We start from the raw sequence: 25,594 nt of genomic DNA, 5'->3' as shown, positions 1-25,594 counted from the left end.
TTATAATATGTATTTTCCGCTCGCTATGTTATTAAGACTTTCTAGGTACTTTGCTGTTTTCTTTTGTTTTTTAGCTCTTTTCCAATGGTATTCCTGTTCGTCTCCTGCACCAAAAGAGCAAGGGGACGAAGAAGAAAAGTTAGCGGGCAATCGACCTTCTTTTACACCGATCGCAGGAACGGACTTTTTTGAAGTTCGGAGAGCATTTGATAATGGTTTGGCTTTTGACACACTGGGATTTGAACAGGAACCGGTATGGCACCTGAACTTTATCAGCAACGACTCGGTTAAGATTTTTAGTCCCGACAGCAATGCGATGTTACATTATTCCATTTACTACGATCAGGATTCTATTTTTCATTTCGGTAGGGAATGGTTTCGCGTCCGCAGCATCGCTAAAGATAGCCTTATGTTACAACGCTTAACGGTGGTCAGTAAGCATGTTAAGGAGGCCAGGTCGAATGTGTATATGAAACTTTATTCGGAGCGTTTTATCCGCGATAGTCTGAAAACTACCGTCCAGGAGTTAAGAAAGCCACGGTCAAATGATACGGCCTTTATCCGGTGGCGGTCTGCTATAGCAAACGCCAATCCGACTATTATTGATAGTGCTTTTGCGGCGCGAAACCCGGTGCAGTTCATTCCGAAAAATCCCAATATAACGGTTAAGAGACGAATATTTAGTGAAACTGAAAGACTGAATCAAAGTGCTGCTTATGAATACTTATATCCGGAGTACGATATCGTCATTAATAAAGCTTATAAAAACTTTTATTACCCATTTTCTGTATTGGTAGATGGCAAGGGCGACGTGCATTTGGCCAAATTTGTGACCAGCGATGAATTTGTGGAATCGCGAAAGCGGGTCTTAAATGGTATCATTGACGTATATCTTAAAAACCTTTTAACGATTAAGCCAGGCACCACCTTGGGAATACCTCATACGAGCTTAATTATGCTAAGGGTTAGAGGTATCGAATAATACGATTGTCTGCACATGCCGTATTTTAGATTTTCTTTTTCCTCGTCTGATCTGCTATATATGGTCAAATGCGTATTAGGCGTTTTGGTGTGTTACGCTTTTTACGCCTCTTTTCCTTCCTATCCATTTTATTGGAGCATCATTTCTGCTGTTTTGGTATTTACTCCGGATAACGATCAAAGTTTAGCATTTGATCGAATTAAAGCAAATTTCCTAGGATCGGGGGTGGGTTTACTGGTTTATTTCGTGCCCGTGGAAGGTGTTTTCTTATTTTGTTTGGGCGTAATCATCACCATTTTTCTGGGGATGGTTTTGTGGTTGGAGAATACCATCAGACCAGCTTTGGCAGCTGTTATTATAGTATTGGTGCAGGAAAACCAGCATAAGGATTGGATGGTGGCGCTGGAACGGGGCGGTTGCGTATTAGTCGGCTGTTTCGTTGCCCTTTGCATTACCTTGATTTTTACCAAAGTGGCATGGGCTAAAATTTATTATAGATTGCGGCGGCTGGTTAAAAGGTAATTAAAAGGCTCCGCGACGAAAGCGTTAGGGGGGAAATAAACGGCCACCGAACACAATCAGGTAAGGTGGCCATAAGCTTATTACAACTGTTTGATTTTGATGTTCCTAAAAGAGACGACGTTGCCGTGATCTTGTAAGGCAATCTTTCCTTTTGGATATTTGGCAAAACCTTCCCAATCATGGAATTTACTTTTTGCGATCAGCTGGTTCCATTCTTCAGAGCCTTTTTTAACATGTGCGGTTTGCACACCATTGAGCCACAAGGTGATTTCCCCGTTATTGTATAGGATACGCGCAAGGTTCCATTCTCCTACGGGTTTCGGTTTAGAAACATCTGGGCCACCAATGAGGTCATACAATGAGCCTGCTAAGTGATTAGGGATAAATCGATCGCCGGCATTAATATTATCCAATACCTGCATTTCAATACCTGTTTGATAAGTTGCTCCATACTTAGGGTCTTCGTGAATGCCAAAAATGACCCCGCTATTTCCTCCGTCGCTTATTTTCCATTCCAAGGTCAAATCGTAGTTCTCATACTCGGCATCGGTCACTAAATCTCCTTTTTCGGCCTTATCAACCGTGGGATCGAAAACTAAGGCTTCGTCTTTAACAGACCAAGCTGCTCCGGCTTGGTCTTTGTGATAGGTATGCCATCCTTTTGTAGATTTGCCATCAAATAATAAGACCCAACCATCTTTCTTTTCCTTTGACGTCAAGCTGTTTGGTTTTTGAGCAAAGGTAGCTGTAGCCAAAAATAAACAGGCACAGATACTTAGTGAAATCTTCTTCATCTGTTTGTCGTTAATGTTGTTTGTGTTCTTTAGTTCTGATTCGTTTACAGTGGTTAACTATTAAAACGTTTTTGCGCAAGATATATAAAATCTGCTGTAAATTGAAGCCGTTTTGTCATATTTAAGAATTCATTAACAACTTTGTTTCAATCACCTTGACTAATACTTTCAATTTGTCTAAGTTTGGCGCTTCTTCATGAGCTCGCAGACAATCAGCTATACACGAGTCCTTTGGTTGGGATGGTGTGTTTTTTTATGTTTAGTCACGTATAGGGGGCGTGCGCAAACAGAATTGTTACATGAATTGGCCATTCATAGTGATAATGATGCCTATTTGTTTATCAATCAAGATCAATACTATACCAACGGAATATCATTTAGCTACCGGTGGCTGGTAAATAAAGACCGCTCCGCGACGGCATCAAAAAAGAGAATTTGGGAAGTGGCAGCCGGTCACAAATTATACAATGCCTATAACGGATTCAGTGAGATCGAATTGATGGATAGACCATTTACGGCCTATCTGTACTTACAGGCAAGTCATAGCTGGTTCTATCAAAACGAATCGCAATTACGTGCTGGCCTTGTGACAGGGCTGTATGGGAAGGGCGCTTTTGGCCAGCAGTTACAAGAGGGGTTTCATAATTTGTTTGGGTTTTATGAAATCAGTGGTTGGGATTATCAGTTGCGCGGTAACTTCACCGTAGATCTAAGAGCGGATTACAATCGGTTGATTTTGAGAAGCACTTCAGGGAAGTTGGATCTGCAATTTAATACGAAGCTCTCGTTGGGTTTGAACCAATCTTTCGTGGGAGCGGGGCCTGTTTTGAGACTTGGGAAGTTGAACGCTTTGTACGAGTCTTCCTATACCGGAAGTAGGTTATACCAAAGTGGAAATACGGTAAAAAAAGAACGGTATTTCTATTATCGGCCTATGTTGTTTTACCGATTATACGATGCCAGCATACAAGGCGGGATGTTGTTGGATGAAAGGGGGCTGGTTACTTTTGGGATAAAGCCGTGGATGCTTAGTCAGGTTGTGGGGTTTAACTACGCACATAAGCGCATTACGGTTGACGCACATCTTCAATTTAATACGAAAGAAGTAAAGAGTTCGGCTACCGCTCACCAATTCGGGTCTATATCGTTGGGCTACGCTTTTTAGAATTGTAATTCGTTTGTAACATTTAGCGCTTTCTTCCGTCTACTAGAAAAATGAACGGGCAATATAAATTCATGTTTAAAATTCCGAGGCTTTGAAACCTTTCGTATTATCAGTTTTTATTTCTTTTTACTTCCTTTCTCTTTCCTTTGCACAACAAATCACCCTTAATGGAACTGTCAGAGATGCCTCCAACGGCGAAACGCTGATTGGCGCCAGCATTAAAGTCAAAGAAAATGCTTCGTTGGGCGTCAGCGCAAATTCCTATGGGTTTTATTCACTCAGCTTATCGAAAGGAACTTACACGATTCAGGTATCATCGGTAGGCTACGCTACACAAGAGAAGCAGGTAGATTTAAGTCAGGATCTTCGGATGGACTTTTCGTTAGAACCGGCCAATCAACTGGACGCGGTAGAAATCAGTGCGGTATCGAACCGAGAGCAAATAGAAAGTCCGCAGATGGGTGTCAATAAAATAAGCGTCAAGGAAATTAACAATGTGCCTGTACTTTTCGGAGAGCGGGACGTGCTAAAGACCATCCAATTATTGCCCGGTGTAATGAGTGCCGGAGAGGGAAATAGTGGCTTTTTTGTACGCGGTGGAACAACCGACCAGAACCTCATTTTGTTAGATGAAGCGATGGTGTATAATGCTTCGCATTTGCTGGGTTTTTTCTCTACCTTTAATTCAGATGCAATAAAGGATGTCAATCTGTATAAAGGAGGCATGCCGGCGCAGTATGGCGGCCGTTTGGCTTCAGTGCTTGATGTTAACATGTTGGACGGCAATAACCAGGACTTCGGAATGGACGGCGGCATTGGCCTCATTGCCTCTCGGCTGAAGGTGGAGGGGCCAATCAAAAAGGACAAGGGATCTTTTATGTTAAGTGGTAGGCGTACCTATGCCGACTTGTTTTTGAAACTTTCTTCCGACAGTTCGGTCAACAGCAGTGTCCTTTACTTTTATGACTTGAATTTGAAAGCTAATTATCAGCTAAATAACAATAATACGCTCTACCTGTCGGGCTATTTCGGAAAAGACGTATTGGGCTATGCGAACGATTTCGACTTTGATTGGGGGAATGCTACCGGAACCTTGCGGTGGAATCACGTTTTTAGTAGCAGGCTTTTTTCTAACACATCCTTAATTTACAGCGATTTCACTTATAATGTAGGCGTGTATACAGATAATAACGATTTACAGGTCAATTCGCGTATACAAAATTTAAATTTGAAACAGGATTTTCACTATTTCTCAAGCAATAAGAGTAATGTACGTTTCGGACTGAACCTGATGCGGCAAGAGATTTCGCCTGCAGGTATTGATGCATCGGAAGAATCGGATATCAATTCGCTGAGAATAGAAAATAGACAAGGGTATGAGCTGGCGGCCTACGTTTCACACGAATGGAAACCAACAGATCGACTTAGTTTTATATACGGTTTGCGACTGAATTCCTTTTTGTTGACAGGGCCGGGCGAATTTCACACCTACGATGCCGACGGTGATATCTTACAGACCGAAATTTATGGGGGCGGTAAACTGGTTAAGAGTTATATAAACCCTGAACCAAGATTCTCTGCTAATTATATGTTAAATAAAAACAGTAGTTTAAAGGCTTCATATAATCGTAATACCCAAAACTTACATCAACTGACCAATACGACCTCTTCCTTACCGACCGATGCCTGGGTGTTGAGTAGCAACAATATAAAACCGCAGATAGCCGACCAAGGAGCGGTGGGTTATTACAGGAATTTTGACAACGATCAATATGAATTTTCGGCCGAAGTTTATTATAAGGATATGCAAAATCAGATCGATTATAAAAACGCTGCCGACTTGCAAGCAAATGAACATGTGGAGGCAGAGTTGGTATATGGCGTTGGAAAATCTTACGGACTGGAGCTTTTGATGAAGAAAAGGTCTGGAAGACTGAATGGCTGGGTCAGCTATACGTTGTCCAGAAGTAAAAGAAGGTTTGACGAAATCAACGATGGCGATTGGTTTGCCGCGAGACAAGACCGGATCCATAATGTAGCAATCGTGGGCATGTACAAGTTTTCTGATCGCTGGAGCTTTTCGGGTACCTTTGTGTATTATACCGGTAACGCAGTTACCTTTCCAAGCGGGAAGTACAGCATTGGCGGTAAATCTACCTGGTATTACACCGAGCGGAACGGCTACCGCATGCCGGATTATCATCGATTGGATTTAGGAGCGACCTTAGAATCGAAGCCTGGAAAGCGGCTTAAGTCGAGCTGGACTTTTGGCATTTATAACGCCTATAATCGAAAAAATGCCTATATAATTGATTTTAGGGAAAATGAGAATGATCCTAATGTTACGGAGGCGTATAAAGTTGCCCTATTTGGTATTATACCTTCTGTGACCTGGAATTTTAAATTTTAAACATAATCGAATGAAACGCGAAAGCTCTATGTTTAAGAAAAGATTTAATGTGTGTAGTGCCTTTATCTTCTGTGTTTTGCTTGGATTAGTGGCATGTGAAGAAGTTATCGATATTGAACTGAAAGAGGCCGATCAAATGTTGGTAATAGAAGCAAATGTTTCCAATTCAGAAACAACCCATTACGTGCTAATTTCTAAAACTGTTCCATTCTCGTCTAGCAGCACGAGCAACCCCCAATCGGGTGCTCGAGTGAGCATCCAGGAAGAGGGGGAAGCCGCCGAGCGGACGTTCGCCGAGGTGAGCCCCGGTCAATATCGGATAAACAACTACCAGGCATATCCCGGGCGGACTTATAAGCTGACCGTCGAATTTGAAAACGAACAGTATCAAGCTTCTTCTACCATGCCTGCTCCGATAGCTATAGATTCGATCGGTACAGTCACTGAAAGCTTTTTTGACGAAGACGAAAAGAATGTCGGCATTGTATATCAAGATCCTCCAGGGGAACCGAACTATTATAGGTACTTGATTACGGTAAACGGAAAGCCGTCTAATTTGGTTTTTGCGTACAACGACAAATTTAATGATGGAAGAAGGGTACAAAGGAATTTATATCACGAGGATTTGGATTTAGCGACGGGCGATTATGTGGAGGTTGAACAACACTGCATTGATCAAGCGGTCTATACCTATTTTAATGGGATACAGTCGAACAATCCCGGTTCCGCGGCACCTGCCAATCCGATTTCGAACTTTAGCAATGGGGCGTTGGGATACTTCAGTGCGCATAGCATAACCCGTGCATCAACGACCGTCGAGTAGAGGGGGGCACTAATCAGCTGCTTAACGGATTAGCGATTACAGGAGCTTAAACTCATAACCTTCGTTAAGCCAATACTCGATTGCTTTAGGGAGAGCATGCATTAAGCGCGGCACAGCTTTTATGTTGTCATGAAAAACAACGATGGAGCCGTTGCTGACGTGCCGGACGGCATTTTGATAACAAGCTTCAGGGCTAAGCTTGTTGTCGAAGTCGTAGGTAATAACGTCCCACATAATGATTTCATATTTTTTTCGTAACTGCTTGAATTGTGATAAGGTACATTTGCCATAGGGGGGTCTAAAAAGGTCCGTTTGCGTGAGTCTTTGGCATTTTTCTACATTTTCGAGGTAATGATTAAGCGGCGTCTGCCAACCCTTCATATGATTGAAGGTGTGGTTGCCCACTTGATGGCCCGATTGTTTTACTTGCTCAAAAATCTCCGGATGCTTTACGATATTTTCGCCGACGCAAAAGAAGGTTGCTTGGACCTTGTACTTTTTTAAGATATTTAAGACCTGTGGTGTAACATCAGGTACCGGTCCGTCGTCAAAGGTTAAATAAATGTGCTTTTCTTTTCGGCTCCGATTCCAAGTGACTTTAGGGAGTAGTAGGCGTAACCATAAAGGCGATTTAACAATATTCATTATTTACGGCGTACTAATTTATAAGAACGAAGGTAAAACAATTAAATACATTAATAGCAATTGAGATAAAATTTACTAGATGATACAACGTAAACCCGCGATGAAATATTTTAAATATGGCAGTTTAGTGCTATTCGCCTGTGCCATTTCCCTTGCCGCAAGCGCGCAGCAAACCATCACGATACGAGAAGCTTTAGATCAGGCGTTACGCAATAATTTACAAGTAAAACAAGCTAACTTTCAAAGCTCTTTAAGTGAAGCGGATGTTCTACAGGCGAAGATGGCGCTGTTTCCTTCTGTGGGCAGCACTATACAAGGCGCAAAAAACTGGGGCTTAACGTTCGACCAAACATCTGGACAGCTGATTAATACATCCATTACTTCTGCCGGAGCTAGTTTGACGGGTAGTTTGGTTCTCTTCGGCGGTTTCCAGAAGGTCAATCAGATAAAAGCGAATAAGTTACAATTGTTTTCCAATGAGAGTAACGTTGACAAGGTAAAAAACGATCTCGTGTTATCGGTTGTAACCAAGTATTTGGAAGCTTTGAGTAATAAGGATATGGCTATTGCTGCTGAGCAGCAGGTTGCACTTTCAACCGAACAGTTGGAAGCACAAAAGTACAATTATGAAGTAGGGAATAATACCTTGGCCGATCTGTCGCAAGCAAAGAGTCAGTTGGCAACCGATGAATTAAATCTAACCACGGCACAGAATGCTTATGATTTATCTGTTTTAGATTTAAAGCAGTTGATGGAGATGGATCCCATCAATGAAATTACGCTGGAAAAACCCCCTTTACCCGACGTAGCAAAATTGGTTTCAAGCTATGCCGCGCAGGATATTTATAAGGAGGCCGTAGCGCGTTATCCTGATATTAAAGTAGCTGAATACAATACATTGGTGGCGAAGAAAAATATTGATATTGCCAAAGGTGGTTTTTATCCGGTGTTATCTATTGGAGCTGGTTACGGGACGAACTATTCTTCTCAAGCTGTTGATTTGCAGACGAGAATGCCGATAAGTTTCGGTAGGCAACTTGATCAGAATAAAAACACCAATGTATTCGCACAGTTGAGTATTCCGATTTTTGATAACTACCAGCGTAATATATCATTCAAAAAAGCCAAGATTTCGTATGAAAGCGCTTTAAATGATGAGCGTTTGGCAAAGAATAACCTGAACAAGGTGGTGAATCAAGCGGTACTCGATTTAAGAACAGCCGAGAAGAGGTATTATTCTACACAAGAGAATTTCAAATCAGCTTCCGACGCTTTTGAAGTATTGCAGCAACGCTATGATGTAGGCTTGGCCAACGCAGTGGAATTATCAACCCAACAGACTGCTAAAAACAAAGCAGAGTTTGACTTCATTCAAGCTAAGTATGATTTCATTTTCAGGAGCAAGGTTATCGACTTTTATTTAGGCAGGCCTATCACTTTTACCGATTAGTAGACGAACATATTTACATAACATTACATCAAAATAAACCATGGCGAAGAAGAAAAAAGGTACACTGAAATATATAGTTATTGGTGCCGTTGTTTTGCTTATCTTAGTTATCATAGCGAGTAAGATGGGTTGGATCGGTGGGCCAAAGAAGGAGCAAATTGTGACAGAAAAGGTTGAAAAGCGCACTGTTCAAGAAACAGTGTCGGCAAGCGGGAAGGTACAGCCCGAGAAGGAAGTGAAATTAAGTTCCGAAGTTTCCGGCGAGATTGTTGAACTGAATATCAAAGAAGGCGATGTGGTGAAGAAAGGGCAGGTGCTTTGCCGTATCAAGCCGGACATTTTACAATCTGGCTTTGATAGAGCAGTCGCATCTTTGAACGCACAACGTGCAGCACTTGCATCGGCCGAACAGCAACTGAAGCAGTCTGAAGCTTCTTTGAGTATTATGGAAGCAACCTTTAAACGTACGCAACAATTGTTTGAACGAAAAGTAATCTCCGCTGCTGAATTTGATAAAGCGCGTACGGATTATGAAAGCGCCCTGGCTAGTGTGGAAGCACAACGGCAGAATGTAATTGGTTCCCGTTACGGAATTGATCAATCGCAAGCGGCGGTAAAAGAAGCGGGCGACAATTTAGCTAGAACGACGATTTATGCTCCTGTTGATGGTGTTATCTCTTGGTTGGGAGCGGAAGAGGGCGAGCGTGTAGTGGGAACGGCGCAAATGGCCGGTACAGAGATCATGCGAATTGCTAATATGAGTTCCATGGAGGTAAACGTAGATGTCAATGAGAGCGACATTAACCGAGTCTCCTTAAACAATGGGGCATCGATTGAAATCGACGCATTTAGAGGAAGAAAATTTAAAGGCATTGTTACTGAAATTGCCAGCTCGTCTTCTGCCAATGCTGCAGGAACGTCCGCCACTACGAGCTCTTCTAATACCGATCAAGTTACAAATTTTACAGTGAAGGTGCGGATTTTACCAGAATCATATGCGGATCTTGTAAAGCCGGATCGACCCAATCCCTCTCCTTTTAGACCAGGCTTGTCTGCGACGGTCGACATTCTTACTGAAAAAGAGACCGGCTTAGCTGTGCCTATTCAAGCGGTGACAACGCGTGAAGACGCGGCGGGCGAAAAAGATAGTACCGCCAACGACATAAAAAAGGAAGAGGGCATTAAGTCGAACGTAAAAGAGTATGTGTTTGTTTATGACGCTGCCGCCACCAAAGTGAAACAAGTGGAAGTAACTACGGGTATACAGGATGACGCATACATCCGTGTTTTAACAGGACTGGAAGAAGGGCAGGAAGTGGTGGTACGTCCTTTTAACGCGATCAGCAAAACGCTGAAAGATGGCGATCTGGTGGAGAAGAGTTCAAAAAATACGGGAAACTAAATGTTGTTGATCGGCCATGCTTAGCTTTCAGGCCCAGATATTAAAATTCGATAGCAACGGCGAGAAAAGCGGCTGGTCTTATATTGAGATTTCACGAGAGCTTGCACAACAGCTGAAGGCCGGTTACCGGAGAAGCTTTCGTGTTCGAGGTAAAATCGATCAGGAAAGCGTGGTAGGACTAGCCCTTACGCCAATGGGTGAGGGGCATTTTATCTTAGCGTTAAAGGCCTCACTGCGAAAAAAAATCGGCAAAGAAGAAGGCGATGTTGTCCAATTGGAGTTGGAAGAGGATATCGACTTCAAAATCGAAATACCCACCGATCTGGAATCATGTCTTTGCGAAGACGAAACTTGGATCAACCAGTTTTTGTCGCTAGCTAAATCACATCAACATTATTTTATTAAGTGGATCAACGAAGCTAAGACCGAGATAACGCGTACTAAAAGAATCGCTTTAACGGTAGAAGCCATGGAAAAGCAATTAGATTTCGGCGCCATGATTCGTATGGATAGAGCAAGGCGGAATAGCTAGCGTGGTCTTACACCTCAAGTTGAACATTACTCCAGCTCTGCCGGTTTGAACAATAGTGCGGTTAAATAATGGCCTATATTTTGAGGACTATTAAGGCGAGCGATAAAATACCCTTATATCCGAAAATTATCTGCTGACAAATAGTATCTTTGCGTATGTCGATAATAAGCATGGAAGCAGAAAATGCTGATACGATTGTTGCGCTGGCAACACCATCCGGAAGCGGTGCAATTGCCGTTATTCGGTTGTCCGGACCGAAGGCACTGGATATAGTGAATTCAGTGTTTAAAGGGAAGGATCTGACCAAACAGGCCAGTCATACTATTCATTTTGGAACAATTCGGAACGAAGAGGGCAAGATCTTAGATGAGGTTTTGGTTTCTCTTTTTATAGCCCCTCATTCTTATACAAGAGAAAATGTAGTAGAGGTCTCTACGCATGGGTCAAAGTACATTATTGAAAGTGTTATTAAGCTTTTTATTAGAAAAGGTGCCAGAGCCGCAAAACCTGGTGAATTTACTCTTAGAGCTTTTTTACATGGGGGACTCGATTTATCGCAGGCAGAAGCAGTGGCCGATTTGATTGCGTCAAACTCTGCTTCGTCGCATCAGGTCGCCATGCAACAAATGCGGGGTGGATTCTCCAACGAATTGAAGCAATTGCGCGAACAGCTTATCCATTTTGCTTCCATGATTGAGTTGGAACTCGATTTCTCTGAAGAGGATGTAGAGTTTGCCAATCGCGATCAGCTGAAAGATCTTATTCTTCAGATTATTCAGGTGGTACATCGTTTAATATTATCTTTTGAGCAAGGAAATGTATTAAAGAATGGCGTGCCTGTTGTAATTGCGGGCAAGCCTAATGTTGGTAAATCAACGCTCTTAAATGCGCTGCTAAACGAAGAACGCGCTATCGTATCGGATATTGCCGGGACGACGCGCGATACCATTGAGGACGAAATGATCATTAAGGGAATCAGTTTTCGTTTTATCGATACCGCCGGAATACGGGATACAGAAGATATTATTGAAGCAAAAGGAGTAGAACGTACCCGTGAGAAGATGAAGAAGGCCCGTCTTGTAATCTACTTGGTAGACCCGATAAGCGATTCTTTTGAAGAAGTCTCTATACAGGTGGCCGACCTTATGCTCTTGAAAACACCCTATGTATTGGTTGTTAATAAAAAGGACCTGTTGTCTGAAGATACAGTAGCCGAATATGAGGCACTAAACCCTGTGTTTATATCGGCAAAAACCGGGGAAGGGGTAGAAGAATTAAAAGAGGAGCTCTTAAATCAAGTGAGCCTACGTAATATCAATGTAGACGATGTATTGGTGACGAACATTCGCCACGTTGAAGCGCTTCTTAAAACGCAAACATCACTTGAAAAGGTTCTATATGGAATTGATCATCCGGTTACTTCTGACTTTCTCGCAATGGACATCAGGCAAGCCTTACATCATCTGGGTGAAATTACCGGACAGGTGAGTACTGAAGATCTGTTAGATAATATATTCAGTAAGTTCTGCATCGGGAAATAAAATCCAAAAACAAACCTAAATATCCGTAAAAAAAGTCTTATAAAAGCCTGTAAACGAGTGTTACGGGTTTTTCTGTTTACGGCAGCCTCTTGTTTTTTAGCAGCTTTTTCGGTTAGATTTGTTGCTCATTTGTTACTCAAAACGGAAGGTTCAATGGCATTTTAAAAGAGGGGAAATTAGTTGTCTTATATAACCTAAATGAACCTTATAAAATCTTATTCACCCTTAATTGAGTATAAGTGATTGATGATCAAAAGCTGTTGTTATGTCGTCCAATATTGTAATAAAAAGGATCTGCGAATACTGCGGAAAAGAGTTCGATGCAAGAACCACCGTCACCAGGTTCTGCAGCCATACCTGCAACCGGCGGGCTTATAAGGCCATAAAAAGGGGAGAGAAAGTACAGGTTATAAAAAAGGAGGTAGAAGCGGTCAAAAAAAAGCCGTATGATGATATAGCAGTAAAACCGGTACTGAATGTTAACGAGGTCGCCGTTTTTTTGGGAACTACCAAGCAGACGGTCAACAAAATGATCCGTAGCGGACGGCTTGATGCGGAGAATTTTGGAGTAAGGCTTACCAGGATCAGGAAGGAAGATCTCGATTCACTTTTCTCCCAACCTGAAGTTATTATTTCACCCTGGGAGCTTCAGCAGGAAAAGGAAGCTGCAAAGCCATTGAAAAGGAACGAATGCTATACCATTATGGAAGTTTTGCTAAGATATAACGTTTCTCCGGCCGTGCTGACAAGGATGATTCGCGAACACAATATACGGAAGGAGCAGGATGGACAGAATATAATCGTTCCGAAGGCCGAAATAGACCGTTTGTTTGACGGATTTCAAACGAAAGAGTCCGAGCAAAAAGAGAATGAGGATCTGCTGCCACTTGATCCCGGGGATTGCTATACGATTGCCGAGGCAGAGAAGATACTGAACATGGCATCAAGCGGCGTCTATTATGGGATATTGAACCGGGGCATACGTAAAGAAAGGATCGGAAGATTTGTTTACGTCCCAAAAGGAGATATTGATCAATGGGCATTGGAACAGTTGCCGAAGTATGAAAGAGAGAAAAAGTATACCGTTGAAGCACTGGCCAAATTATTAGGTCGATCACAAAGTAATGTCAGGCAGATTTTGGACAGGCATGGAGTTCAGAAGATAGTGGGCAAAAAGGGGCATATCTTCTTACTTAAACGGGAGGTCGATCCCTTAATACCATTATATAAGCGGTGTTAAAATTACTTCTCGGGAAAGGAAATGAAATAGAACATAAGCAGATTAGAAATTAACCAAGGTCCTTATACGATAATAATTTTTCTATTATTGTGTTGTGTAGGGCGAGCAAGGAGAAAAGGCAGTTATGAAAGTATCTTTAAGAAAGAAACCGATCAGTAAAGGACGCATGTCCCTATACCTTGACATATACCCCCTGTAACACATCCGGTCTCCGGTAAAGTAAGCCGGTACCAGTTTCTGGAACTTTTTATATATAAAAGGCCATCGTCAGATCTTGAACGGAACCATAACAGGGAAACGTTGGAACTGGCAAACTATATCACAGCCAATACCCAGCTGAACGTGCAGAACAAATGATATGCCTATGTGCCTAATTCCAGACTCGACAATAATTTTATTGATTTCTTTGAAAAGCTCAAAAACAAAAGAAAGGGGTCTACCTATGTAAACTGGGAGAGCGCGATTATGTATTTCAAAGCATTCGCGGGTGACTTTATCTCGTTCCGGCAGATAAATGAGACGTTCTGTGAAGAATATGCAGACTATCTCAGATCAGCGCCAGCATTGGGGAAAAAAGGTAAACCAATTAAGATAAACACTGCAGTCAGTTACTTCATCAAATTTAAGTTCACTTTGGGAGAGGCTTTTAAGCAAAAATATCTCTACGAGGACATTGCCAAATTCATAGAGACGATAAGCCCGCAGGAAACCCATAGGGAGTTTTTGTTTCAGGACGAATTACAGGCTTTGGCGGACACGCCTTGTGAAGATGATATCAGAAGAGCATCTTTGGTATCGGCACTTACCGGATTAAGGTATTCTGATGTGGAAACTCTGATGTGGTCCGAAATCCGTGGTTCGAAGGGGGAATATTATATCCAGTTCCATCAGGAGAAGACAAGAGCGGCCGAAATGCTGCCCGTCTCTGACCTGGTTATTTCACTTTTGGGAGATCCGGGAGACTGGAATTCCCGGGTGTTTTCCAGTTTAACATATAGTAGGGTGTATTATGCACTTGGAAACTGGGTTAAGGCCGCTGGTATTAAGAAGCATATTACGTTTCATTGTTTCCGCCACACGTTTGCCACGCTTCAATTAGCAGCGGGAACGGATGTGTTTGTTGTGTCGAAAATGCTTGGACATAGGCGATTGGAAACTACACTGATCTATGTTAAGATTGTGGATAAATTAAAACGGGATGCTGCATTAAGGGTACGGTTGGATATCACTAAACTAGAAATCAAAAAAGCGGCGTAGGTCTTTCAGGAAATATATTTAGTTATAGTTATGAGTAGGGATAAAATAGATGTAGAATATTTTTTCAGGGAGTTGCCAGAGGCTATAGAGGAGCTTCATAAAAAAATTGACCGTCTTTCTGAACATGTGAAAGCCATTCAGAATCAAAGTGACCATGTTCCGGAATCTATGGATGTGGAACAGGCGGCAAATTTTCTGAACATTGCGGTTCGGACCGTTTATGATAAAGTTTATAAGCGGCAGCTACCTGCTTATAAGAAAGGGAAAAACCTTTATTTTTACAAGGAAGAGCTTTATAGCTATATTGCCTCTGGGAAATTAAAAACCCATGAAGAAATTAAGCGGGAAGCAGAAGCATATATAAAGACTCAAAAACTAAATCTAACCTAATTCATCTTAACTGTTTCTAGAGGGGGAATACCGGAATGAAGTATGCAGTAACCTATATACTACATGTTAAAGAGTAATTATTGATTACACTATCGTTAGATAAAGGTAGCGGACTAATTCATAATGTTTAAAAATCGTTTTTGAAAATTCGACTACAACAATTACCAATTCAACTACTTTTTAGAGAACGACAATCAGGAATTTTGTACTTGAGATTTATTCAGTTTTAGAAACAATCAAAAAAGAATTATGCAAAAAAGAAAATTAGGGAATAGCGGATTAGAAGTTTCCGCATTAGGTTTTGGCTGTATGGGTTTAAACTTTCTGGATGGCAAAGGTCTTGATAAAAAAGATGCCATAACGCTACTGCGCAAAACAGTTGAAAGGGGTATCACATTTTTTGATACCGCAGAAGCCTACGGACCTTACACCAATGAAGAACTTGTTGGCGAAGGGTTACAGCCTTATAGAAAAGACGTTGTTATAGCAACAAAATTTGGATGTAAAGATGCTAGACCAACAACAGATTTAGACAGCAGACCCGACACTATCAGGGCAGTAGTCGAAGGATCTTTAAAAAGATTAAAAACAGATTACATTGATCTGCTTTATCAGCACAGAGTTGACCCCAATGTTCCAATAGAAGATGTTGCAGGTACAGTAAAAGACTTGATACAAGAGGGGAAAGTAAAATACTTCGGTTTATCGGAAGCAAGTGCAAAAACTATTCGCAAGGCACATTCTATTCAACTTGTAACAGCATTACAAAGCGAATACTCTTTGTTTTGGCGTGAACCCGAAAACGAGATTATACCGACATTAGAAGAGTTAGGAATTGGTTTCGTTCCGTTCAGTCCTTTGGGCAAAGGCTTCCTCACAGGTACAATAAAATCAAAATTAGCGGATGTCGACCGCAGAAATGTCATTCCTCGTTTCAGCGAAGAGAACATAAAAGCCAATCTGGTCCTAGTGAACGCACTTTCTGAGATTGCTAATCAAAAAAATGTTACAACTGGACAATTAGCATTGGCTTGGATCTTAGCTCAAAAGCCTTGGATAGCACCAATACCAGGAACTACAAAATTGCATCGCTTAGAGGAAAACATTGGCAGTACAAATATTGTACTAACAGCTGATGAACTTGCAAAGATCAACACAACGGTAAATGGAATTACACTTGTGGGTGACCGCTATCCCGAAGTTTTAGAAAGACAAATAGATAGATCATAAAGCAATAAAAAGTTTGTGTGCAAGACAAATAATGAGCTTGCACACAAACCTTAGATAGCAGCCGAATATGTCCGTCAAATAAAGTTATTACATTTGTAACAAAGAAATGCAACGACAATCTAACATAAATCATATTAAAAGTATATCGGAACTTGTGCGGGTATTGGGACTTCCTGCGCCATTACACCCTTTGGTTGCATTGGTTGATTACAATAATGTTTCGATTGAAATGTTTCCAAGAGGGCAGAAAACAAGTTTCGATTTTTACAAAATTTCCTTTAAGCCTACATTCATAGGACAAATAAAATACGGGCAAGCATATTACGATTTTGAGGAAGGCGGATTAGCATTTTTGAAGCCAAAACAAATCGTTTATGCACCAGAAGAAATAGAAAGCTATGAAGGTATTGCTTTGTATTTCCATCCGGACTTTATACGAAATTATCCATTAGGAAACACAATACATCAATACGGCTTTTTCTCCTACGATGTTTCAGAAGCCTTATTTTTATCGGTAAAAGAAAAGGAAATTATAGCCAATTTATTTGCCTCAATAGCCAATGAATTACACAACAATATTGACAGTTTCAGCCAGGATGTTTTGGTGTCGCAAATAGAATTGTTATTGAATTACAGCAATCGTTTTTACAATAGGCAATTTATTACGAGGAAAGCAATCAATCACGATATCGTAACTTTTTTGGATAAACTTTTAAACAACTACTTTGAAGAAGAAAACAGTCTGAAAAACGGTTTGCCATCCGTAAAATATATCAGCACAGAATTAAAGCTATCGCAACGCTATTTGAGTGATATGTTGAGTTCATTGACAGGACTAAACACACAACAGTACATCCAGAATGCAATAATAGAAAAAGCCAAAGAAAAATTATCAACGACAAATCTATCCGTTTCGGAAATCGCTTATGAATTGGGCTTTGAACATTCACAATCGTTCAGCAAACTTTTCAAGACAAAGACAAATGTTTCGCCTTTAGAGTTCAGACAGTCGTTTAATTAAACGATGACAGAAAAGCAACTTACTCAAAGCCAATGCAACTAACAAGGGTTTGGTGTCAGGCGAGTGTACTCACCGAATCGCTCACCAAATGGCATTCGCCCAAATTAGTTTAAATAATCTTTTATCCCGCTAATGGCTTCAAATCAGCCATAAGGTGGTTCGAGATTCTTCCCCTACGGAAGTGAACCTGTTAAGGGAGAACTGGTCGCTATTTGGCAGAAATTGATCGGAACGGAAAAGAAATTTCCTTTGGACAGGTTGGTGAAAATGGGAACGGTATTAAAAAATTTATTGAGATGAAGACAAAGAAAAGAGAGGTGCATATTGTGCAGCCTTATCTGCTTAATCCGACCAATCCCGTGACGGTAAACCTGATCGGGGCAGGAGGTACGGGAAAGCTGTATGTTAACGGCATTGGCAAAAATGAATTATGCCCTGATCGCATTGGGACATGCAGGGCTGCATGTGCGGGTGATCGACCCTGATCATATAGATCGGGCAAACGGCGGACGCTTGCTTTTTACAGAGGCGGAGATCGGCCTCCCAAAAGCGATAGCCTTTGTAAACCGTATCAATCGGTTTTTCGGCACGGACTGGAAAGCGATCGTCCGGCCTTTTGGAGAAAACATGCCCTTTGCCAATATCTATATATCCTGCGTGGATAACGTGGATGCCCGCTTTTTGATAGCTAGCCTCTTGGGAAAGATGGAAAGCAGGCACCTGTATCGGGATAGCCCTCTTTATTGGCTCGACCTAGGCAACGACAGGAATGGCGATCAGGTGGTACTCGCCACGGTCGGCAGGATACAGCAGCCAAAATCGACGAAGTTTCAGACGGTAGCTGAATTGCCGTTTGTGACGAAGGAATATGGGGAACTGCTCCGATATTCCGAAAAACACAGCACCATGCCAAGCTGTAGCTTGGCCGAAGCCCTTGAAAAACAGGAACTGTTTATTAATCCTGCAATGGCAGATGGCGGGGCTTCGCTTCTGTGGCAGATGTTCAGGAAGGGAATGCTGACCAACAGGGGATTCTTCATGAACCTGGAGACGTTCCGTATGCAGCCGATTAAGGTCGGTTCTGTAACGGCAAAGGATGTGCTAAAAGTGGCTGCCTGATAAACCGCTGGAAATTTTCCGGCGGCTGGCATTTTTTCCATGCAATGGATAAATGCCAGCCGTTCCAGAGCGGTGTGGGCATGTTGCCCACGCTGTTGTCTGTCCGTTCGGATGAAACCTAAAATGATGTTGTACCTAAAATTCCTAAAAATGAAACTTGATATAAAGATTCAGAAGTATGTGAAATTACGTATTGTTAAATATGCCCTGCGGGAAAATGGCAGTACCGACTACCATGAGGGTAAAGAGTACCTGAAGACATACGATCTTCCGAGAGATCTCTATGAGCGAAAAAAATGGGTGATGCGGTGGAGGACAGCCTGGTTCCAGTGCCGTTACCCGAAAAATGAAGTCTTTATGTCCCTTAGTTTTTATGATAATAAAAGTGGGGATGATCTGGAACTGGAACCGCTTCTTAACAGGTTGGTCTCGGCAAAACGGATGGTGACCAAATTGCAGAATGCGATTGCAGAATATGAGGCCGAACGGGAGGCGGAGTTGATCTGGGAAAAGGAGTATGATCCGTTTTATCAGAAGGGACTTTCTAAACTGGCACGCTATAAAGAGCAGAGAGATCTGCTTCAGCAGCAAGCAGATGATCTCAAAGCCCGTATCGCTTACAGGAAAAGGAAGGCGGGATGATACAGCCTTCCTTTCTTAATTCCGAAATTCTTGGTGGCGCTTTATTGATCGCTAAGTGGTCCGGGGATTTTTCTATTTAACCTGTAATTTTTGGAGCTTTTCGTTTAGTTCCATTAGCCCGGCCTTTGTGAGGCAATCTATCGACAGTTCTTCCAGCTCCCTGATCGTTTCAGGGTTTACGGTATCCAGTAATCCCTGTACCTGTTCTCCTTCTTTGAAAGAAATGCCTCTTTGGATGACCTGCGTGAGCAGTAGTACCATCGTCCTGCTGATCCGCAGGTCTATCTTTACCGTTTCGTTCATTCCGGGAATGCATAACAACGTATCATATACACGTCCCAATTCTGTTGTTGTAAGCATGTTTTACTTTTTTTGTTTTATTTCCAAAAGTAAACAGCCGATTGTTCCTGATCTTAATCAAAAATTAATCAAGCTACAGATTTCCTTATATTATGCCCTTTCGTAATCAGTCTGACAAGACCGGTAAGGAAAATGTCCTGCAATAATAACCCCCAATCCTAGGAGAAAGGATACATAAGTATTGACGCCTTGAATGTTCAGTAAGGATGAAAGGCAAAAAGCTAGGACACAGCATAACAGATATACGGAAAACATAAGGTTTCTGATATGGTATTTTCCTTTTTTTGAATTCAGGAAAGCGCTGAGATTATGCCCATGTTTCCTGCGGAGTCTGGTATTGCCCAGATACCAGGTTAAGAAGACCGGCAACACCGCCAAAATAATGTCTTTCATAATTTGAATGGTTATTGATCTGACTATAAAGTTAAGCCTTTTGCCGCTGAACATCAATTGTGGGCATCCAATGGATGACCTGATCAGAATTTAACCAAGATCGTTTTTCGGGAACTACCTCCCTAATTTTGTTGCTGTTTAACGAAAGGTGCAGGGGGTTTTGTATGGTGGGTATCGGAAAAACGACAACGGATCTTGGTGATCTAAAACGGATAGACCTAGTGAACTATCTTTCCTCTCTGGGCCATAAGCCCGTCAGGATAAGCGGGCATGCATATTGGTACCGCTCTCCTTTGAGATCGGAACGTACCGCTTCATTCCAGGTTGACTATGCGCGTAACAGGTGGAAAGATTGGGGGAGATGGTAGCTATGGCGATTTTATTGATTTCGCCATAAAATACCATGGTTGGACTTTTCGTGAATTTCTGCAATATTTTTCAGATCCAGATAGACACTTAGATGTTCCAAAACAAGTAATTCCCGCAACAGACAGCAGGGAAGTGGTTCCAGCGATCGAGGTGGTCAGTGTAAATGATTTCCAATCCGTTTCTCTCCTGAAATACCTTGACCTTCGCGGAATCCCAAGAGACCTCGCTTTCACTTATTGCAAAGAGGTGCACTACAATATGTACGGTCGTAGCTATTACGCCATAGGTTTCAAAAATGATAAAGGCGGCTACGAACTCCGTAACCCATATCTTAAAAAATTCAAGCAGCCCGAAGTCGGTGACGACTTTAGACAATGGTGCCGAAGAGCTTTACGTGTTTGAGGGATTTTTTGATTTCCTCTCGCTTTTAGCTTTCTCCGGAGATTATCAAACAAGCTCTTCTGATTTTCTAATTCTTAATTCCCTGTCTTTTTTTGAAGGGGCCTGGGAATATATGGAAAAGCACCGGCTGGTCAACCTGTTTCTCGACCGGGATGAAACAGGCCGGCGGTTCACTGGATATGCCTGTTCCTTAAGCTCGTGTCACTATGACAGAAGTGCGCTGTACGAAGGTTTCAAAGACCTGAATGAATGGCTGGCAAGCAAGGGAAAAATCAAACAAAATAGATATGGAAAATAAAATGGGTGCTTCAGATGAAGCAAGGATTGTAGAAGAGGGATTCGAGAGAAGAGGGTATAGTGCCTTTTTTGGTGAAGGGCTGAAGCAGCAAGTAGCAAAATTTCTTGCCAGCCCGGAAAAGCCTACGGTGCTGGAACTGGATAAATCGATAGAAGATGATAAGTTGCATTTTTCGATGCTGGTAAGATCCTTTGATCCAAAGAACCCGGTACCGGCTATTCTGGTCTCAAGGAATCTGCCCAATGGGAAAAAAGCTGAGCTGTTTGTCAACTCTGCTATATCATTCAGTAAAGCAGCGAACCTATTGCGCGGAAAGGCGGTACAGTTGAATTCCAATAAAATTGGTGAGTTTGATCCGTTATGGCTGCGTGCCAGGTTCGATGCAGATAGAAGCGGTACGGGTGAACTCGTCCACATAAAAGCCTATCAGTCTGGTGGAAAAGTAGAGATAAAAAATCTCTTCGCCCTTTTGGAACTGGAAACAAAACCCAATTTTTTCTTAAAGGAATTATGGTTGATGAAACTGGTCAATGGAGATATGCCCTTTTTTAAAAACCGGTACGGTAAATTCCATATCAGTGCCGAGCCGGAGATCAATTCCCTTTCACTATGGGATAAAGACCGCAAATTACTTATCCGCGATATCACTAATGAAGAGGAGAGACTGAAGGTTTTCAATCCTGACCGGCTTTCTAAACGGGAGAGAGAAGAGCAAGGAAAAAAGCCCGGACCTAAATTATAAACAACTTTTCTAAAAGAGTTCTGAAATCCTTTAGGGATAGGGTCAATTGCCTGGTCTCCGCAATTGGCAAGATGTACCGTTGTTAAACACAACGGAAATTGCCTTTACCTCCAAAGTCGGTAAGGTAGTATTCTAAGTAAGAAATTAAGAGATATGGAGTGAGGAGAAATAGTGATGGAAAAAGAAAATGACAAGCGGAGCAGGATTATCGGTCTGCGACTTACAACTACGGAATACGATAAGATCAAGAGCAAATGTGCACGGAGTACGACTCCGCAACTGAGTGAATATATCCGCAGGATAATCCTCGGAAAACCGGTAACCATGTTTACCCGTGACCGATCGTTGGATGAATTTATGATCGAGATAATGCGCCTGCGGAAAGAGCTGAACAGCGTCGGTGTTAACTTCAATCAGGCGGTGAAAAAACTCAACGCGATGGATAAGAGCAGCGAGATAACAACGTGGGCAACGGTACATGAAATAGATCGAAGGACAGTGTTGAAACAGGTTCAAATCATCGGAGAATGGATAGATAAAATGGGAGACAAATGGTTGCGGTGATCCATACCAGTGGCAGCCTGCGTACTGTCCTGAACTATAACGAAAACAAGGTCAAGGATGATGTTGCCGAATGTATTTATGCAGGTAATTATCCAAAAGAAAGTTGCCAATTAAGTTTTAACCAAAAGCTGAACCGGCTTGCGGATCAGGCTGCATTACGTCCATCAGTGAAGCGGAACTGCATTCATATTTCCCTAAATTTTGACCCTTCTGAGAAACTTTCGACCGGTCAGCTACAGGCAATTGCAGTGGATTATTTGGAGTATTTAGGTTTCGCCGAACAGCCGTTTCTCATATACAGGCACTACGATTCCGGACATCCACATGTCCATATTTTGACAACCAATATAAAGAATGATGGCACTGCGATCAAGTTGCATAATCTAGGGAAAACCAAATCTGAACAAGCCAGAAGAACACTGGAGAACAAATATAATCTCGTACCTGCAGAAGGAAAAGAACAGGAAACCGGTAAAGTGAAAAGTGCCTATTCATCTTGTATTGAATATGGTAAATCGGAAACAAAAAGATCCATAACGAATGTACTTTCCGGCGTAATAAATACCTACTGCTACGGTTCGGTTACAGAGCTGAATGCTCTGTTGGGACTGTACAATGTAGAGGCCTCTAGAGGCGACGTAGACTCCAGGATATATAAAAATAACGGACTCGTATACCGTATTCTGGATAGCGCCGGAAAGCCTGTAGGAGTTCCGATCAAAGCGAGCCTGCTTCCTGACAAACCGACACTGGCTTTTTTGGAAGGGCGTTTTACGATGAACAGAATTGTTAGGCGGAAACATCGGGCAAGGGTTCGAAATGCAGTGGATATGGCGCTCCTGAGAACACCGAAAAACGGTGTGGAAGATCTGGTAAAGGAACTTGGTAGACAGGGGATTGATATGGTTCTTAGAAGAAATCAGTTGGGAGAATTATATGGCGTTACCTACGTGGATCATGTCAGTAAGTGCGTGTTCAATGGAAGCGATCTCGGTAAAAATTACAGTTCCAATGCCATCAGGAATAAGAGCGGCGAAAGCCATCAAACCGTCCTGCAAATCAAAAATGGAATTGCGGAAAAACACGAAGATAGGCAGTTGCCTCATATCGATCAGCAGGTAACGGCCGCCCCATCCTTTGAAGGAAGCATTGGAAGGGACATCGAAAATTTTATGGAAACACTTCTCGGTCCGGAATATATCGCTGATCACCTGCCGTGGGAATTGCGGAACCGGTTGAAGAGAAAAAAGAAAAGGAAAAGGTCTTCGGATGGCCGCTGATAAGAGGAGGGAAGGACATGCAGACGGGAGAGAACGATCAGGCGCTTAGGAAAATTCTGGATATGACGCGGCTGATAAGTGTGGTCATATTGATATTGCACTTTTATTATTTTTGTTATGCTGGGTTTGTGCAATGGCGGTTCCACATGGAGTTTACCGATAGGCTAATGGGCAATGTTGCGGATACCGGACTTTTTAGCTATTTCCACAAATCCAAACTTATTGCTTTAGCTTTTCTCTTTATTTCATTGCTGGGAACGAAGGGAAGAAAAGATGAAAAGCTGGACCATCGTACAGCATTTGCATATCTGTTTTCTGGGTTGCTTGTCTATCTGCTCAGCTATCTGACCCTGCTGGCAGACCTTGAAATAACCATCTTAACGCTGCTTTACATCGGCATCACATCCGTTGGATATCTTTTTATATTAACGGACGGTACCTTGCTTACAAGGATCATTAAGGATAGGCTGAAGGACGATATTTTTAATTCGCTGAACGAAACCTTCCCACAGGAAGAGAGGCTCTTGACCAATGAATTTTCCATCAATCTTCCTGCAAAATACCGGCTCAGAGGGAAGGTCCGGGACTCGTGGCTGAATTTTATTGCCGTTTTTCGCGCATGCCTCGTTTTGGGCAGCCCCGGGGCTGGAAAAACAGCATTTGTGATCCGTCATTTTATCAGTCAGGTACTGAACCGGCCGGGTTCATATAAGCCATACACGCTTTTTGTATATGATTTCAAGTTTCCCGATCTGTCCATCATAGCCTATAACCACTGGCTGAAGAACAGGCACCGGTACGGGGCAAAATCGGACTGTTATTTTGTCAATTTCGATGACCTTACCCGTACCCACAGAGGTAATCCGTTGGATCCCTTGGGTATGGAGGATATTACCGATGCCTCCGAATCTGCCAGAACGATCCTGCTTGGACTGAACAGCGAATGGAAGAAGAAACAGGGGGACTTCTTCGTAGAATCACCGATCAATTTCGTCACGGCCATTATCTGGTTTCTCCGTAAATACCGTGAGGGAGTATACTGTACCTTGCCCCATGTGATCGAGCTTATGCAATTGGAATACGATGAATTATTTACTGTACTCAGACTGGAAAAAGAAATAGAAGTACTGATAAATCCCTTCATTAATGCCTATCTGAACGATGTGATGGAGCAGCTCGAAGGGCAGATAGCATCTGCCAAAATCGCGATGGCGAGACTGGCATCTCCACAGCTATATTACGTTCTTAGCGGTAATGATTTCTCATTGGATATTAATAATCCGGAACATCCCAAGGTGATATGCATGGGCAATAACCCGCAGAAGATACAGATCTATGGAGCGGTTCTTTCCCTTTATACGAACCGCTTACTGAAGATCATCAATAAGAAAAACAAGCTTAAATGCATGCTCATCTTCGACGAATTTCCTACCCTGACAACGGACGTAATACCTACGATCAGTACCGGGAGATCGAATCTGATAAGCTGTGTTCTGGGGGTTCAAGATGCCAGTCAGTTACGCAAGGACTATGGAAAGGAACAGGCCGATGTGATCATGAGCATTGTAGGTAAAGTGATTTCAGGGCAGGTAACCGGAGATTCAGCCAAGCAGTTATCCGAACAGATTGGAAAGATCATGCAGGACAGGGAGAGTCTTTCGATCAACAGCGGAGATACTTCCGTAAGCAAGAATAAGCAGCTTGAATATGCGGTTCCTGCCTCTAAGATAGCAGCACTTTCCTCAGGGGAATTTGTGGGAATGGTGGCCGACACGCCACAACAGAAAATACCTTTAAAAGCCTTTCACTGTGAGATACAAAACGACTTTGATGCCATAGAGGCGGAGGAAAAAGCTTACGCTCCTATACCGGTAATTCGACAGGTGGATGCTCCAATGGTAAAGGCGAATTATGAGCAGATCAGACAGGATGTAAAGGATATTGTTTCCATGGAAATTGAGAGAATGATCAATGATCCCGCATTAAGACACCTGGTAGTGAAGAAAAATTGAGAATATAGA

Annotated in this window: 27 protein-coding genes; 23 read left to right on the top strand and 4 right to left on the bottom strand. The window is 42.3% G+C overall.

Annotated elements, in window-relative coordinates; genetic code table 11:
* The first annotated feature begins 25 nt into the window (after positions 1-25).
* Both EPX21_RS01390 and EPX21_RS01385 read left to right on the top strand, forming a co-directional pair.
* Positions 26-982 (top strand): hypothetical protein, encoded by a 957-nt coding sequence (locus EPX21_RS01390; RefSeq protein WP_134087891.1) that lies wholly within the window; start codon positions 26-28, stop codon positions 980-982.
* A 60-nt stretch (positions 983-1,042) separates the two neighbouring features.
* The gene (locus EPX21_RS01385) at positions 1,043-1,504 is read left to right on the top strand and encodes an aromatic acid exporter family protein (protein ID WP_166670650.1); all 462 of its coding nucleotides are present in this window, start codon (positions 1,043-1,045) and stop codon (positions 1,502-1,504) included.
* Between the two features lie 80 nt (positions 1,505-1,584).
* Here the strand turns inward: EPX21_RS01385 and EPX21_RS01380 are convergent, their stop codons facing one another.
* Positions 1,585-2,298 (bottom strand): DUF1080 domain-containing protein, encoded by a 714-nt coding sequence (locus EPX21_RS01380; protein ID WP_134087889.1) that lies wholly within the window; start codon positions 2,296-2,298, stop codon positions 1,585-1,587.
* A 196-nt stretch (positions 2,299-2,494) separates the two neighbouring features.
* Here EPX21_RS01380 and EPX21_RS01375 point away from each other — a divergent pair, with 196 nt between their 5' ends.
* From EPX21_RS01375 to EPX21_RS01365, 3 genes are all read left to right on the top strand, one after another.
* Complete coding sequence (locus EPX21_RS01375) at positions 2,495-3,463, top strand: lipid A deacylase LpxR family protein (RefSeq protein WP_134087888.1); 969 nt, start codon at positions 2,495-2,497, stop codon at positions 3,461-3,463.
* Between the two features lie 91 nt (positions 3,464-3,554).
* Entirely contained in the window at positions 3,555-5,873 is a 2,319-nt protein-coding gene (locus EPX21_RS01370) for a TonB-dependent receptor (RefSeq protein ID WP_134087887.1), read from the top strand.
* A 10-nt stretch (positions 5,874-5,883) separates the two neighbouring features.
* Positions 5,884-6,696 carry a DUF4249 domain-containing protein gene (locus tag EPX21_RS01365; RefSeq protein ID WP_134087886.1) on the top strand — a complete coding sequence of 271 codons (813 nt, stop codon included), beginning with the start codon at positions 5,884-5,886 and terminating at the stop codon, positions 6,694-6,696.
* 36 nt (positions 6,697-6,732) lie between these two features.
* On the opposite strand, the gene EPX21_RS01360 is transcribed toward EPX21_RS01365, so the two are convergent.
* Complete coding sequence (locus tag EPX21_RS01360) at positions 6,733-7,341, bottom strand: polysaccharide deacetylase family protein (protein WP_134087885.1); 609 nt, start codon at positions 7,339-7,341, stop codon at positions 6,733-6,735.
* A gap of 79 nt (positions 7,342-7,420) precedes the next feature.
* On the opposite strand from EPX21_RS01360, the gene EPX21_RS01355 reads away from it, so the two are divergent.
* The 12 genes from EPX21_RS01355 (at position 7,421) to EPX21_RS01305 (ending at position 19,165) form a co-directional block, all read left to right on the top strand.
* A complete protein-coding gene (locus tag EPX21_RS01355; protein WP_240768460.1) occupies positions 7,421-8,791 on the top strand; it encodes a TolC family protein in 1,371 nt (456 codons plus the stop codon).
* A gap of 40 nt (positions 8,792-8,831) precedes the next feature.
* On the top strand, positions 8,832-10,193 hold the full coding sequence (locus EPX21_RS01350) for an efflux RND transporter periplasmic adaptor subunit (protein ID WP_134087884.1): 1,362 nt from the start codon (positions 8,832-8,834) through the stop codon (positions 10,191-10,193).
* Positions 10,194-10,209: 16 nt separating this feature from the next.
* Positions 10,210-10,725, top strand: coding sequence for a YdeI/OmpD-associated family protein (locus EPX21_RS01345; RefSeq protein ID WP_134087883.1), 516 nt, complete (start codon positions 10,210-10,212; stop codon positions 10,723-10,725).
* A gap of 170 nt (positions 10,726-10,895) precedes the next feature.
* The gene (gene mnmE, locus EPX21_RS01340; RefSeq protein ID WP_240768459.1) at positions 10,896-12,266 is read left to right on the top strand and encodes a tRNA uridine-5-carboxymethylaminomethyl(34) synthesis GTPase MnmE; all 1,371 of its coding nucleotides are present in this window, start codon (positions 10,896-10,898) and stop codon (positions 12,264-12,266) included.
* 265 nt (positions 12,267-12,531) lie between these two features.
* Positions 12,532-13,506, top strand: a complete 975-nt coding sequence (locus EPX21_RS01335) for a helix-turn-helix domain-containing protein (protein ID WP_134087881.1) — start codon at positions 12,532-12,534, stop codon at positions 13,504-13,506.
* A gap of 366 nt (positions 13,507-13,872) precedes the next feature.
* Positions 13,873-14,763 (top strand): site-specific integrase, encoded by an 891-nt coding sequence (locus EPX21_RS01330; protein WP_134087880.1) that lies wholly within the window; start codon positions 13,873-13,875, stop codon positions 14,761-14,763.
* 30 nt (positions 14,764-14,793) lie between these two features.
* A complete protein-coding gene (locus EPX21_RS01325; protein ID WP_134087879.1) occupies positions 14,794-15,153 on the top strand; it encodes a helix-turn-helix domain-containing protein in 360 nt (119 codons plus the stop codon).
* A 249-nt stretch (positions 15,154-15,402) separates the two neighbouring features.
* Positions 15,403-16,383: an aldo/keto reductase gene (locus EPX21_RS01320; protein WP_134087878.1), complete on the top strand. Its 981-nt coding sequence runs from the start codon at positions 15,403-15,405 to the stop codon at positions 16,381-16,383.
* A gap of 106 nt (positions 16,384-16,489) precedes the next feature.
* Positions 16,490-17,404 carry an AraC family transcriptional regulator gene (locus EPX21_RS01315; RefSeq protein WP_134087877.1) on the top strand — a complete coding sequence of 305 codons (915 nt, stop codon included), beginning with the start codon at positions 16,490-16,492 and terminating at the stop codon, positions 17,402-17,404.
* Positions 17,405-17,700: 296 nt separating this feature from the next.
* Positions 17,701-17,889, top strand: coding sequence for a hypothetical protein (locus tag EPX21_RS23005; RefSeq protein ID WP_240768456.1), 189 nt, complete (start codon positions 17,701-17,703; stop codon positions 17,887-17,889).
* On the top strand, positions 17,828-18,523 hold the full coding sequence (locus EPX21_RS01310) for a PRTRC system ThiF family protein (RefSeq protein ID WP_240768454.1): 696 nt from the start codon (positions 17,828-17,830) through the stop codon (positions 18,521-18,523). The genes EPX21_RS23005 and EPX21_RS01310 overlap by 62 nt, the downstream gene beginning before the upstream one ends.
* Positions 18,524-18,673: 150 nt before the next feature.
* Positions 18,674-19,165 (top strand): hypothetical protein, encoded by a 492-nt coding sequence (locus EPX21_RS01305; protein WP_134087876.1) that lies wholly within the window; start codon positions 18,674-18,676, stop codon positions 19,163-19,165.
* Between the two features lie 72 nt (positions 19,166-19,237).
* On the opposite strand, the gene EPX21_RS01300 is transcribed toward EPX21_RS01305, so the two are convergent.
* Positions 19,238-19,525, bottom strand: coding sequence for a hypothetical protein (locus EPX21_RS01300; protein ID WP_134087875.1), 288 nt, complete (start codon positions 19,523-19,525; stop codon positions 19,238-19,240).
* A 90-nt stretch (positions 19,526-19,615) separates the two neighbouring features.
* The gene (locus EPX21_RS01295) at positions 19,616-19,918 is read right to left on the bottom strand and encodes a hypothetical protein (RefSeq protein ID WP_134087874.1); all 303 of its coding nucleotides are present in this window, start codon (positions 19,916-19,918) and stop codon (positions 19,616-19,618) included.
* Positions 19,919-20,248: 330 nt separating this feature from the next.
* On the opposite strand from EPX21_RS01295, the gene EPX21_RS01290 reads away from it, so the two are divergent.
* The 6 genes from EPX21_RS01290 to mobC all read left to right on the top strand — a co-directional run bounded on the left by EPX21_RS01290 (position 20,249) and on the right by mobC (position 25,585).
* Positions 20,249-20,689: a hypothetical protein gene (locus tag EPX21_RS01290; RefSeq protein WP_134087873.1), complete on the top strand. Its 441-nt coding sequence runs from the start codon at positions 20,249-20,251 to the stop codon at positions 20,687-20,689.
* Positions 20,646-20,987 (top strand): toprim domain-containing protein, encoded by a 342-nt coding sequence (locus EPX21_RS01285; RefSeq protein WP_166670649.1) that lies wholly within the window; start codon positions 20,646-20,648, stop codon positions 20,985-20,987. The genes EPX21_RS01290 and EPX21_RS01285 overlap by 44 nt, the downstream gene beginning before the upstream one ends.
* Positions 20,977-21,729 carry a hypothetical protein gene (locus EPX21_RS01280; RefSeq protein WP_134087871.1) on the top strand — a complete coding sequence of 251 codons (753 nt, stop codon included), beginning with the start codon at positions 20,977-20,979 and terminating at the stop codon, positions 21,727-21,729. The genes EPX21_RS01285 and EPX21_RS01280 overlap by 11 nt, the downstream gene beginning before the upstream one ends.
* Positions 21,730-21,903: 174 nt before the next feature.
* On the top strand, positions 21,904-22,293 hold the full coding sequence (locus EPX21_RS01275; protein WP_134087870.1) for a plasmid mobilization relaxosome protein MobC: 390 nt from the start codon (positions 21,904-21,906) through the stop codon (positions 22,291-22,293).
* Positions 22,281-23,573, top strand: a complete 1,293-nt coding sequence (locus EPX21_RS01270; protein ID WP_134087869.1) for a relaxase/mobilization nuclease domain-containing protein — start codon at positions 22,281-22,283, stop codon at positions 23,571-23,573. Before EPX21_RS01275 ends, EPX21_RS01270 begins: the two co-directional genes overlap by 13 nt.
* The gene (gene mobC / locus EPX21_RS01265) at positions 23,510-25,585 is read left to right on the top strand and encodes a conjugal transfer protein MobC (protein WP_370450915.1); all 2,076 of its coding nucleotides are present in this window, start codon (positions 23,510-23,512) and stop codon (positions 25,583-25,585) included. Before EPX21_RS01270 ends, mobC begins: the two co-directional genes overlap by 64 nt.
* Positions 25,586-25,594 lie beyond the last annotated feature (9 nt).

It is taken from the genome of Olivibacter sp. XZL3 (genome assembly GCF_004368405.1).
Lineage (GTDB): Bacteria > Bacteroidota > Bacteroidia > Sphingobacteriales > Sphingobacteriaceae > Olivibacter.
Note: the sequence above shows the minus strand (reverse complement) of the source record. Positions and strands in the feature narration are given on the sequence as shown.